We start from the raw sequence: 13,399 nt of genomic DNA on the forward strand, positions 1-13,399 counted from the left end.
TGTTTGTGCTACAGATCCAAGAAAGCCATGGGCAACTTACCCGATCTGGCGTTTACCACTACCCGCTCCTTCCCTTTTTCTATACTGATAAGTGCCCGGCCGTTATAAAACTGTACATATCTGGATCCTGAAGCGGTGCCCAGGTCATCCAGCAAACGGCCATCTCCCGTTAATCCAAAACGAATCCAGTCCGTTGCATCCAGGCAGCGTACACCTTTATCATCCAGGAGTTGCGCCTGAAGGGTAACGATACCGCCCGCTTCTTTTATTTTCTTCAGCTCCAAACGCGCGGGCTTTGTCCATTTCTCGGTCTGGTATTCAAAGCGGATCTCATCGGTAACCGTTTCCTTTCCTTTTTTGGCCACTACCTTAACCTCATACTGTCCTTTTTTCAACAACACATTCCAGCGCAGACCGGCGGCAGGGAAATCCTGGCTGTTCCGTTTTTTTGTGCCCAGCGATCTGCCGTTCACAAACAGTTCCGCAACATCACAATTGGAATACACCTTGATCATTTTTTCTTCATCCTCGTTGCCCCAGCGCACCGGCCAGCTATGTCCATAAATATGCGCCATGGGCTTGTTGGTCCAGTAAGACTGAAACACATAATAGGCTTCTTTTTTAGTAAGATCCCGTTCCACCACGCCTTTCTGATTCATATACGGAATGGGATTATCCGGACGTACCGGTGTTGAAAAATCTTTGAACGGCCACTGTGCCGTACCGGTGAGCCAGGGCATGGTTTCCTGTTCTTTAAGATGCCAGTCTACCAGGTTGCAAAGATAGGTTTCACTCCAATCGCCGTCTTTGGATGCACGGGCGGCACCGCCGTATAACGAGGCATCTCCTGCACGTTCATCGGCAGCGCCGGCGGCCTTAATATTCTGTAAAGACTTATCCGGATTTTCAGAATGTCTTCCGGCATGACTATCGCCGCCCCATTCCACATGCAGGAAATGATCTACATTATCAAACTCAGCTTTGGTTACTTCCTTATACTCTGTATAGATACCCCGGTACCAGCCAGCCCAGATCGACGGAGAGTACACATCTACTATATCCTTACAAAAATCGCAACGACGAATGGCCGTTTTACGGGATGGATCCAGGCGATGCGAAAGGTCGTTCAGCTCCTTCATAAACTGCCGGATCTTTTCCTTATCAAATTCAGGGAAATCACCCGGCCAGTCATTTTCATTACCCAGCCCCCAGATGATCACCGAAGGGTGGTTATAATGCTGTTCGATCATATTGGTGAGCATGCGCCGCGCCTGATCCTTATATACATCTCCGCCTAAACCACCCCGGCACCAGGGAATTTCTTCCCATACCAGGATTCCCAGGCTGTCGCATAAATTCAGAATGATCCGCGATTGCTGGTAATGGCCCAGCCGGATAAAATTCACTCCCATCTCTTTCATGGAAATCATTTCATCACGCATCATCTCTTCCGTCATAGCGGCGGCTACGCCGGCGTGATCTTCATGCCGGTGCGTACCTCGTAGCAACAACCGTTTACCATTCAGCAGGAACGGCCCGTGTTTTACAAATTCAACATTCCGGAAGCCTATTTTGGTTCGCTCCTCACAAGCACCACCCGCCGTACGGATGGTAGTAACCAATGTATACAATGCGGGTGCTTCGGGCGACCACAATTGAAGCCGGTTCACTTTCAATTCGTCAAAGCGGTACGCATTGTCGATAACGCCTTTTTTACGGATCTGCTGCAGTTCCTTTCCGTTCGGATCCAGCAGCTGCAGGGTCATTTCCGCACCACCATTCACGGACGAGGGGTTGTACAAGCGGGTGCGCACATTTACGCTACCGGATTTACCATCTTTGCCTGTTACCGCTTCTGCAAAGACCTTGTCCAGGGAAACCTCCGGTGTATATACCAGGTTCAGATACCGGTACAAGCCTCCGTAAAGATTAAAATCCGAAAGATCGGAAGGGATCATTTCCAGGTCGCGCGAATTATCGCAGCGGATCGCTACCGGTACCTTTCCTTTAAATTGCTTTACCAGGCTATCCTGCTTCATAAAGGCATTTACGGCCTCCGTAATGTCGGCCGCCCATTCATCATATCCTCCTACGTGGGTAGCCACCCGGGTTGTATACACATACACTTCCGTTTTTTGCCCGGCACCTTCAAAATGCAGCAGGGTGCGCCCCCTGGGATAAGGATTCTTAACAACAAGCTGTGTGCGGTACCAGGCAGGGCCCTGGTAATAATTTTCATCGGGGTCCACCGCATCCCGGGCATTCACGCAATGCGGCAATGTAACATTTGTCCACAACGGAACACTTTCCGGGTTTCCTTCTTTCACCGGCCGAACGGCTTCCCATACACCGCCCAGGTCCTGCTTTAAAAACTGCCATTGATTGGTTAGCCGGGTACGTTGCTGGGCAGTGGCACTGGTACTGCAAAGTACTGCGATGGCCATATACACCGGTAAAAGCGCCCGGCAACCCGTTATTAGACCTTTACACTTCGTTATAAACATAAACCTTTTCTCTCTTAAAAAAAGCATGCTGCCAAAACATTATTTGGATGGATACAACGCTGTTCCATACACATGAATCACGCCATTGGTGGCCACAAAACCGATCGAACGGCTGTTACTGCGTTCATTGAATACGATGGGTGCAATATCCGCGTTGTTTTGAATACGTAATGTAAATTTCCCCTGCGGGTCAAATCCATTGCCTCCTGCCGCGTTAAATCCGGGCAGGGAAGGATCCCAATATCCCAGCAGCGATTCCTTTGTGGTAACGCTATTGGGCGGTAACAAGGACTGCAGGGATTTACTATCAGCCCCCAGATCGTAATAATTGAATATGCCCTCTCCGATCAGATACAAGAAAAAATTCTTCACCGTTTGTTTTGAATAATCTTCCCATTGCGTAGCAGGACGGGTTTGCGGCAACCCTGTGGTCGGGTTGATGACCGGGTTTCCACTTCCATCGAGGACTACGATCGGAAATGTAAAGAACAGGCCTTTATCCATTACCCCCGAGCTGTTAAAGCCCCGTACCGCATCATTATGCAGGAATATAAATGTTCTACCCTGCTTTTCATATTCCGAAAGGTCAAAACCGCAATAATCCAGGCCCTTCTTCATCCACCGGAATACGGTATCATTGGGCGCTTCCGGTGTGCCGTCGGCTCTTTTTAACAAGAACTCCTTAGCACTCATGTTGATATTCGGATCGAGTGTTTTCTTTTGATAATCATAATTCTTTTGCCGTTCCAGTCCCAGCAGTTTTTTACACCCGGGAAGAACAGTTGCGATCGCTGCAAATAGCAGGATGCTATTGATTGTAATTTTGAATATTTTCATCTGTTGATGTTTTGATTATTGTCAAAGACCAGGCGTCATCTGCACCCCATGGCCATTTTCAGATTGTTTATCCGCCGTAGCCCGGGTTTTGAACCAGTTTTTTGTTGGCATTTAACACACTCCGGTTTACGGGCCACAAAATCCTTCGCGGATCACTGAAGCCAATGGCCTCACCTGCAGGCGTACCGGCTGCAATCTGCCTTCTTCTCAATATCGGATCCATGATCTTAACCAGATTGCCTGTACGAACCAGGTCGAACCATCTTTTTCCTTCACCCACCAGCTCCAACTGACGCTCCTTCAGGATGGCATCGGCCAGTCCTGTTTGATCAGCCACCGGTGCGCTGCCCTCCACATACGCCGGAAGACCTGCTCTTACCCGTACAAAATTCAGGTACTTAAGTGCATTGGACGGATCGCCTGTGGCATTCAACGCTTCTGCATACAAAAGATACATATCCGCCAGGCGATACATTGGAAAATATACCGGAGCTTCCTTAAAATAATAGGTGGCCAGCTCGGTTGCGGTAGAGGCCTTCGTTGGGTTAGCGGGTGAGGCATACCATTTTATAAACCGGTCGCGGTTGGAACGGGTGGGATCGTTGCTTGCTGAATAGGGATCAATGGTTTGCTTCGGACGGATGTCTACAGGAGCAGGCGCAGCCACTGTTTGCGGCATCACCCAGTTGTTATACAGATCAATATCCATAGCGATCGGTTTGTTATTGGCGGTCCATGAAGTGGTCATGCAGGCACAGTCGTTTTTCAGAAAATCCCAGTGAATACTCCAGATGGATTCGATGCTGGTATTGGGCACCGTAAACAGGTTCTTCCAGGAGGCCTGGGGCTGAAGGTTGGTGCCGTTAACACCGGCGTACAAAGCCCCTGTAGGTCCTTTGGCCTTGAAGAGGTTCTTGATCCATACAATAGCATTGGCATAGTCATGCTTCCACATATATACATCTGCGAGTATGGCACAGATAGCGCCTTCCCCGAGTGTCCATACAGAAGCAGTTTGATTTTTTGTAACCAGGGAATAGGCATTGGTCAGGTCGGGGATGATTTGTTCATCAATCACTTTGGAAGCCGCTACACGGGGCTTTTCCAATGAGTCGGATAAACTTTCCATCGGCGTGGTCCATATCGGTGCATCGCCCCATACCCGTACGATATAAAAATAACTGATGGCCCGCATGGCATAACTTTCGGCCAATGCCTTATCGATCACCGCCTGCGTAACCCTGCTATCTGTGGCAGCGGCACCCGGAATGTATTTGATATTGGCATTCGCTCTTCCGATTACAGTATACAGCCCCGACCAATCAGAAAACTCATTGTCGGTTGTCAGCGCATTCATGGTAACCTCCGTGGTGGTAATTGTGGTATAGCTTAAAAAACGGTCGAAATTATCCGAGCGGTAATCTCCCCAGAACAGTGCCCGCTCCTTATACTGTGCTTCGCCGATCATTTGTTGCTGGAACCCGGAGTACATCCCGGCTACAGCAGCATTTACATCGTATAAGGTTTTATAGAATTTATTTTGCGCCACCTCCGACTGCGGCGAAAGATCAAGAAATTTTTTGCAACCGCTACCAACCGCAACGATACAAATGATGATGATGATATAATTGAGCTTTTTCATTTTGTCGATTTAAAAGTTAACATTGATTCCAAACCCATACTCTCTTCTTTTGGGATACTTTCCATTGTCGTAACCCGGCTGCAGTACATTGGTAGCACTGAACTCCGGATCGTATCCCCGGTAGTTGGTCCAGGTAAGCAGGTTGGTACCAAATACATAAACGGTTGCTCCTTTGAGGAGTATTTTCCTGGTGAGACTGGGCAGGAACATATATGAAAGCCGCAGGCTGGAAAGTCTTATGAAAGAAGCATCTTCAATAAAAATGCTGTTGGCATCTTTTTTCTCATTTCCCCTGTTCTTAAATTCCGGATAATACGGGTATTTGGCAATATCACCCTGTTTTCTCCATACATTGTACACCATTTCCGGACTTCCCGCACCGGTATTGGAGGGATAACTTTGTGCCGCTAACAATGCATTGTATACATGTGCTCCAAACGATGCATTCACCAGGAATGACAATGAAAACTGCCCATAGTTAAGGTTGTTGAGGATACCCAGGTAAAACTTGGGTTGTGCATTGGCCAGGATCTGCCGGTCGCGGTCGTCGATCAGGCTGTCTTTATTGATATTTTCCCAGATCACGTCGCCCCCGCGCAACTTTCCTCCCGGATCATACAACTGGTGTACAGCACCGGTATACCGCTGTCCGTTGAATGTATATACAGGCACTCCGTTTTCATACAACGGTTTTCCATCACCGCCCAGTACCACCGTTAACCGGTCCCAGTTATCGCTATATGCATTCGACTCATTCCAAGCATATACGCCCTGGTTCTTCCATCCGAAGAAGTTCCCGATCTTTCCGCCTTCTTCGATATACCATTTGTTGGCTACGATAAACGGTAATCCATCACCCAGCTTTTTAATGATGCTTTTTTCAAAAGAAATATTACCTCCGATTTCCCAGGTAATGCCTTTGCTGTTTTTTGCAAGAACAGGAGTACCCTTGGCCGAAAATTCCAACCCGCGATTCTCCAATGTACCAATATTCACCTTTACATTATCGAAACCGGTTTCACCGGGAAGGGCTTTTTCATACAGCAGGTCCTTGGTGGTTTTAACGTAATAGTCGGCCGTAAACGTTAATCTTCCGCGGAAGAAGGTCAGATCCAGACCGGCATTTTGCTGTTGCGTTGTTTCCCAATGCACCGTTTCATTTCCGAAAGTGGGCGTGGTATAAGCCCCGCCTACACCGGCATAACTTCCGTTGAACGTGATCTTATTCAGGTAGTCGTTTGAACCGATACGGTCGTTACCCACCTGACCGAAACCGATCCGGAACCGGCCATCCGATAATACATCTTTTGCCCAGTACATAAACTGTTCATCGGAAAACCGCCATCCTGCCGAAGCAGAATAAAAGTTACCATAGCGGGATTCACTACCAAAACGGGATGAACCATCCCGGCGGAAAATTCCGGCCAGTGTATATCTTCCTTTATAACTATAGTTTGCTCTTGCAAACAAATTGGCTCCTGCGGTAAGGTCCGCATCCGAGTAAGTTTTGGAAGCCGTAAGGTAGGAAGGCTGCGTAATAAAGATTTCTTCACTCACCACATTGGCATATTCAGAATGTGCCCGGTCGAAGCGTCTTTTATCCGCGCTCACCCCCAGCACGGCCTGCAGGTTATGATCGCTGTTAAATGTTTTACTGTAGTTAAAAAACGACTGGTATTCCCAGGAAAATGTTTTTTGCATATCGTTGGCACCCGTATTCTGGTCTTTATTGGCCGAAACATATCTTGGAGAGAACAATAAGTTCTGGCGGTTATCCAGCATGGCATTAAACGTGGTGGTAAACAACAGGTCTTTTGTGATCTTGTACTGCATCGAGTTTGCAAACTGGATGGAGAACACATCTGTTTTATTGGTTTCATATATGGCATTGGCCACCGGGTTCCGTTTGGAGCCCACATAGCTGGTTAACGATCCATCCGGGTAATAGATCAGCGAAAATGCCGGCCGGTCAAATGCAACGACCACCGTTCGCGCAACCGGTACTTCATTGCCTGTTTGGTACATCATAGAAACATTGCTCACATATTTGAGCCGGGGTGAAGCCTGGTATTCAATATTGCTCCGCACCTGTACCCGTTTGATATAACTGTTCAAAATGATCGACTTGTCATTAAGATAATTCACCCCGGTATAATAGCTGAGCCCTTTCTGTCCGCCGCTGATGCCCAGGTTCACCTGCTGCCGGTCGCCCAGGTTCCCCAGCAGCAACTGTTGCAGGTCGTTATCGGCGTTAAAACCCGGGTTCAGCGAATCGGTATTTCCACCGGTACCACCTGTGGGGTTGGCAGATTGTATTCTTCTGAATTCGCGTACTTCGGCGGAATTATTCTGTGGTAATTTATGTGCAAGTCTTCCAAAAATGCGGGAATAATTCAGGTCGATGCGGGCCCGGCCTTCTTTGCCTTTTTTTGTAGTAATGATGATTACGCCGTTGGCGGCACGTGCCCCGTAAATAGCCGCGGATGCAGCATCTTTTAATACTTCGATCCGCTCAATGTCCATCGGGTTGATGCGGGCGCCATCAGGATTAATGACACCATCCACAAGGTACAAAGGCCCGTTACCACCGTTAAGAGTGGAAGCTCCGCGGATCTGGATCGAGCCCTCGGCACCCGGAGCCCCGCCCCCGTCATTCACTACCAAAACCCCGGCGGCCTGCCCTTGCAACGCATCAAACAAATTGACGGGCTGCCGCTCCTCTATCTGTTTGGAGCTGATCGAGGAAATTGCGCCGGTAACATCCCGCTTTCGCTGGGTTCCGTATCCAACCACCACAATTTCATCAAGATCGCTCAATGCCTGTTTAAGCACTACATCAACGGTGTGGTCCTCACTCAGCACTTTTTCAGCATTGGCAAAACCAACGGCCGAAAAAACCAGGGTACCTTTTCCATCGGGAACCTGGATCGAAAACCGCCCCGAAGAGTCGGTCATAGTACCCCGATCAGAATCTTTCAGTGCTATTGAAACCTGCGCAACGGGAGCACCCTTTTCGTCTACTACGGTTCCCTTTATCGGAACATTTTTCTGCGCCTGTAAGAGAACAGGAAGCATAAACAGGAAAGAACACAGTACCAGTAATTTGGCGGTTCTCCCCCTTTTTTTCACAAAGCAATACGTCATACAGTTTATTTTAAGTTATTTGTTCAATCGTTTGCACACCCTGCAAATAAAGACGTTTTTAATGCAAAAGGGCTGCCCATATTATCCAAACACTAAGCTATTTTGGCATCCGCTTTAAACGCAATAAGATTCTGATGTATATTTCGCTTACTATTACTTGTCAACACGAGATCGGGATGAAACCGTATGTATTAAAAATGGCCACGCAGCCGGGCATTTCCTTCGAAGTCCGCAGGGACCTGGCGCCGGTAAATAATCGCTGGCATTGTCATAAAGAGGTGGAGCTCATTTATATCGCTCAGGGAACGGGTACACTCCTGGTGGGGGATCATGTCCGCAATTTTGCGGCGGGTACGCTCTGTTTGATCGGGGCCAATGTGCCGCATTACTGGCGGTTTGACGACCGGTATTTTGAAAACAGCGCTGCACCGATCAATGTGATTGCGATCCATTTTCTTGAAACCTTCTGGGGCCGGGATTTTCTAAAACTCCCGGAAAACAGCAGCATCCGGCAACTGCTGGAAAGCGCTCAAAAGGGTATGCTGGTGCAGGGCCGGATCAAGCCGCTGGTGCACTCCTTTGAATACCTGTTGCATATAAACGGGCCTTACCGCATTATTTCGCTGATCGCCCTGCTTTCAAAAATTGCCGGATGGACCGAGGTTCTCTTTCTTTCTTCGGGAAAGGTATTTGCCGGGGCGGGCATCCTGGAGGAGCAACGGATCAATGCCGTTTATGAATATACGATGAAACACTTCAAACGGAAAATACCGTTGCATGAGATTGCCAAAATAGCCAGTGTAAGTCCCAACGCCTTTTGCCGGTATTTTAAACAACGTACCCGCAAAACCTATTCGCAATTTATCACGGAATTGCGCATCGGCTATGTTTGTAAACGACTGGTTGAAACCGATAGCCCGGTAAAACTGTTGTGTTACGAAAGCGGGTTTAATAATTCTACTTCCTTTCACCGCTGCTTCAAACATATAACGGGGAAGAGTCCGCTTTCTTACCAGAAAATCTACCGGAACAATTTGTAGAAAAGATGGTGCGCCCGCCGATACCACTGATTTGCACAGATGAGTTCAACAACAGCACTACTCATTCGTCTGTGACAACCCGTCCAACCTGTGAGAACAGTGATACGTTTACGGAGGCTACTGATTTGCGCATAACGATCCGTAAAAAAATGCCAGACAGCTGTATGAACCGCTGCCTGGCTTGCAAAAATCATTCTCGATATCGATATGGGCTATGTTTAAAAAGCCGTTAAGCTATCAGGCGCCAGCGTTTTAAATGTATCAATGGCTGTTGCCGTGGGCCGATAATACGAATGAATAGCGGGCTTCGATCCCGGCTGATAGGACGGTATAGTTACAGAATCCTGTTTAAAATAAACACTGTCCAATCCTCCATCTTTTCTTGTATACCGGATCTTGGAAAAGATTTTTGTTGAATCTGTTTTAAGAAAATACAGCCGCACAGAATCGGTTCCAAAAAACTTCCGGGAGCTGAGCCGTTGATTAATAAGAGATGAGCGGTAGTAGGGGCCGAAAACGCGCACACCATTAATGGCCTGTCCGATAGACCGGTCGCCGCGGTCGTTTGTGGTAACCATTTTAAAACTTTGCACATATTCCGGAAGACCGGATATAATGTACCGGTAGATACCGTCTGCATTTATAGCTGCTGCAGGTACTATAGCCGAATCCAGGTTATTGTTCCAGTAGACCGTGTACGACACCACCGCCGGATCGATACTTTTTTTCCACTCCACCTGAACACGCAGATTCCCGCTGCGGGTACCGATCTCCTGTGCCAGTCCTGCATACACGACTTCACTATTTCCGATGAATTTTTTATACGCATACTGGTCCTTGTCGCAACCGGCAACAAGTATAAGGCTGAATATAAAAACACTGATAAAGAATTTCATTTTAAATGGTTTATTTTTTACACCGGTTCACTCAATATTCCGGCGTTTATAGAAATTGAATACGATGAGACCTGTTGCCATAACAACTGCCGCCTACCGGTCGTCTCCGAAAAGATCGATTTCCGCAGCATGGGTAAAGTTACCGGGCGTCCAGGTTTCACTTACCACCAGGCGTAACACCTTAACCTTTGGAGCTGCAAACGGAACTTCAAACTCCGACCCTGCATTAAAGAATGCTTTGTCCTGCGCTGTAGGCGCTGTGGGCGGTGCGCCTGACGGCGGATCAGGCCAGGCATAGTTACCAAGATTTACCCAGTCGCCAACTTTTGCGCCCTCTTCTGCAAAAAGCGGTACAGTGAAGTCGGCAGGATTATCTACTTCAGATCCCCAAAGACTGAAAATCCTCGGGCAGCCATGGCGGAACTCATAGCTCGGATTCCTGGGTGTAAGTTTAAACCGGCTCAGCTTTACATAGGAGCCCAGCTTAAAGGTTCCATATACCGGCAGCTGCTGGCTGGTGGCCTGCGTGGTATGCCAGAAATTGGTATAGTTACCGTCGAACAGATTTTTAAGCGGATAGGAGCTGCTGTAAATAGGCGTTTCACTGGGCAACGCATAGGCCGCAAATTTGGTTTTATCCAGTGTTTTTTCATACAGGGGTTTTACCGTGCTGAAAATGGTATCCGACCGGTTCCCCCATTTATCCGTAACATAAGAAGCATATACCCTTGCCAGCGTATCATACCCCCTTATTGCATAGGAGATGTTGGGGAATGCGGTAAAGTTCTGCTGACGGATACTTAGCTTACCGATGGCATTATCCAGAAAAACAATTCCCACTGTTTTACTATCTGCGTTTTGCGCCTGAAGCCGCACGCCCTGGAAATCGGGCGTCATGGTAAGCGACTTTGCCACCAGCTGGTACACCGGCGTTTTGGGGTGTACCTTAACAATTATGGGGTCCGATTCTACGTTGGCCCTGCTTACCACTGTCAACTTTACTTCGTATTCCCGGGCGGCCTCAAACCCGTCAACCGTAAGGGTATCGGAAAAATAACTCGACCTGGTTTCCTGCGGTCTTGACGTTCCTCCGCTCAGGTCATAGTTGGCTTTCACATACAGAATATTGTCAACCTTCGGAAGGTCGTAAACGATATAGGATCCACCGTTAAAGTCGGTAACCGTGTATTGCTGCACCGGGGCCGGTTTGGTTTTATCCGTTGAGATCATTTCTACGAATTCGTTCTTATGACTACAGGAGCTCCAGATTGCAGATAATAATATAACGGGAATGATAAACCCAATACTCCGTGTATATATAGTTCGCTTTATTTGTAACATGTTTTACTTTTTTATTGCCAGCGTCAAATTCATTGATTGCTTATCCTTATAAAAAATAATTGCGGCTACCAGTACGGGTTTTGTACCAGGTTCTGATTCACCAGCAATTCATTTGCGGAAATAGGCCACAAATAATCTTTTATTGATAGAGACGGTACATAAAATGTGGTCAGCTGATAGTATCCCGCCGTTGTCGTTTGGCTTACCGTCCATCCCTGTATGGGCCGGGTGGCCACTTCCAGGTATTCTTTCCATCTTCTCAGATCCCAGCCTGCTTTGCCTTCCATACAAAGTTCTATACGACGTTCCCGGTGAATGATCTGTCGTAAACCATCCTTGGTTAAAGGCTTGCCCGGGTTATTGGAATACTTGGTCCAGGATTCCACGATTCCTTTAAGGCCGGTACGGGCCCGCACCAGATCCAGGTAATGATATACGTCCTCCGAAGGTCCGTTTGCTTCATTCAGGCATTCGGCATACAGTAAATACAGATCGGCCATACGGATCAGGGGCAACCGGTAGTTAGACGCCGTGTAGGAGGTTGTATTATTTACAGTAAGATAGTTACATAATTTTTTAGGCCATATACCAAATACATTTCCGGATTCGGCATTGGAAACGCCCGAGATGCTGCTGGCGCCTTTTCCCTGGATGCTTAACAGGCTGCCTGCCGGTGTATAAACGGCGTTACCAAACCAGATACCACCGTCGAAGCCGAAGCTGGCGTAATACCGCACTTCCCGGTCGAAATTATTTTTGATCGTTTCATATCCCTGCTTTATATAGTGCTGGCGGCTTGCATCGCCGGTTGCAGCAGTAAAGCGGTTGGCATAATCCCAGGTATTGTCCTCGTCGATCGGAACACCATTCCTGGTATAAAACAGATCCGTAACAGAAAAAGGACAGGCAATGGTATTTTGCCCCCGGGTAACCACGGCGCCGGATACCAGTTTAGGAAACATCTGCTGCTGCCAGCCAAACGTGCCGTTCAATGCCCATACCAGCTCTTTATTCTTATCCCAGGTTTCGGTAATTGCCGCCCTGAAATTCATTTCCTTTACCAAAGAATCCGAAAGATTGGCCGGGATATTCGGTGGAATAATATAGGTATACAAACCCAGCCCAACCGATTCCGCCAGGTCAATCGCTTCTTTACAAGCCAGCGCTGCTTTTGCCCATAAAGCATTATTGGGCGTGGAGGAGAAAAGCGGTGACCCGTCTTTATTTTTAAATCCGGCGTAATCCGGGTTACCGTTAAACAAAGGACTGGCCTGGGCTACCAGTACTTCGGCTTTTAACGCCAGTGCAATCACCCGGGTGATGCGCCCCAGCTCCTGATCCGGATTATCAATTTGTATGGGCAGCCCCTCGGCGGCCTCATCTAAAAGCTGCACCACATAACTGAACACCGAATCTACCGGATCCCGTTGGGGACGGGTTTCCCCTGTGGGCGCCGTTACCGGTGTATTCCCTCTTACAATTGGGATCGGGCCATACATCTTGGCCAGGAAAAAATGATAATAGGCCTTTAAAAATTTGGCTTCCGCAATCCAGCGCTCTTTCTCGAAGGGCTGCAGATCGATCGGTTTGTCTACATTCTCCAGAAAGGTATTGCAACGCCGGATGGCATCATAGTAACTGGGAGCGGATCCGCTTCCATCCCAATAATTCAATACCGGGTTATCTTTATTTTGCACACCGCCTTTTACAAGTTGCAACCCGGGCGCGGTAAGATTGGTTTGTCCCAGGTACTCCTGTGGCAATACCAGCTCCCCTCCCGTTGCAAACCAGGGATCGTTCACCATATTGGACCGCTGTTGCAAGGTATTGTAACACGTAAAAAGATATTTTTCGGCTTCACTCCGGTTCCGGAATGCATAGTCAAGCGTTCCAACATTCTGCGGAACAATATCCAGGTATTTTTTACAACCGGCCAGGCTTACGGAAAGCATAAGGGCCGCTAAAATAATAGTGCTGTTCTTTTTCATGATTCTC

8 protein-coding genes are annotated in these 13,399 nt (G+C 48.0%); 1 reads left to right on the top strand and 7 read right to left on the bottom strand.

The window, feature by feature from the left end; translation table 11 throughout:
* Nucleotides 1-8: 8 nt before the first annotated feature.
* The 4 genes from LQ567_RS23535 to LQ567_RS23550 form a co-directional block, all read right to left on the bottom strand.
* On the bottom strand, nucleotides 9-2,444 hold the full coding sequence (locus LQ567_RS23535; protein WP_231008351.1) for a glycoside hydrolase family 2 TIM barrel-domain containing protein: 2,436 nt from the start codon (nucleotides 2,442-2,444) through the stop codon (nucleotides 9-11).
* Nucleotides 2,445-2,543: 99 nt separating this feature from the next.
* A complete protein-coding gene (locus tag LQ567_RS23540; protein WP_231008352.1) occupies nucleotides 2,544-3,341 on the bottom strand; it encodes a hypothetical protein in 798 nt (265 codons plus the stop codon).
* A 67-nt stretch (nucleotides 3,342-3,408) separates the two neighbouring features.
* Nucleotides 3,409-4,983: a RagB/SusD family nutrient uptake outer membrane protein gene (locus LQ567_RS23545; RefSeq protein WP_231008353.1), complete on the bottom strand. Its 1,575-nt coding sequence runs from the start codon at nucleotides 4,981-4,983 to the stop codon at nucleotides 3,409-3,411.
* Between the two features lie 9 nt (nucleotides 4,984-4,992).
* Nucleotides 4,993-8,127, bottom strand: a complete 3,135-nt coding sequence (locus tag LQ567_RS23550) for a SusC/RagA family TonB-linked outer membrane protein (protein ID WP_231008354.1) — start codon at nucleotides 8,125-8,127, stop codon at nucleotides 4,993-4,995.
* 176 nt (nucleotides 8,128-8,303) lie between these two features.
* On the opposite strand from LQ567_RS23550, the gene LQ567_RS23555 reads away from it, so the two are divergent.
* A complete protein-coding gene (locus LQ567_RS23555) occupies nucleotides 8,304-9,167 on the top strand; it encodes an AraC family transcriptional regulator (RefSeq protein ID WP_231008355.1) in 864 nt (287 codons plus the stop codon).
* Nucleotides 9,168-9,385: 218 nt separating this feature from the next.
* Here LQ567_RS23555 and LQ567_RS23560 read toward each other — a convergent pair whose 3' ends face one another.
* The 3 genes from LQ567_RS23560 to LQ567_RS23570 all read right to left on the bottom strand — a co-directional run bounded on the left by LQ567_RS23560 (nucleotide 9,386) and on the right by LQ567_RS23570 (nucleotide 13,392).
* Nucleotides 9,386-10,063, bottom strand: a complete 678-nt coding sequence (locus tag LQ567_RS23560) for a DUF4998 domain-containing protein (protein ID WP_231008356.1) — start codon at nucleotides 10,061-10,063, stop codon at nucleotides 9,386-9,388.
* A 93-nt stretch (nucleotides 10,064-10,156) separates the two neighbouring features.
* Nucleotides 10,157-11,404: a DUF5000 domain-containing lipoprotein gene (locus LQ567_RS23565; RefSeq protein ID WP_231008357.1), complete on the bottom strand. Its 1,248-nt coding sequence runs from the start codon at nucleotides 11,402-11,404 to the stop codon at nucleotides 10,157-10,159.
* A 65-nt stretch (nucleotides 11,405-11,469) separates the two neighbouring features.
* A complete protein-coding gene (locus tag LQ567_RS23570; protein WP_231008358.1) occupies nucleotides 11,470-13,392 on the bottom strand; it encodes a RagB/SusD family nutrient uptake outer membrane protein in 1,923 nt (640 codons plus the stop codon).
* Nucleotides 13,393-13,399 lie beyond the last annotated feature (7 nt).

This window comes from Niabella pedocola (genome assembly GCF_021044425.1).
GTDB classification, from domain to species: Bacteria; Bacteroidota; Bacteroidia; order Chitinophagales; family Chitinophagaceae; genus Niabella; species Niabella pedocola.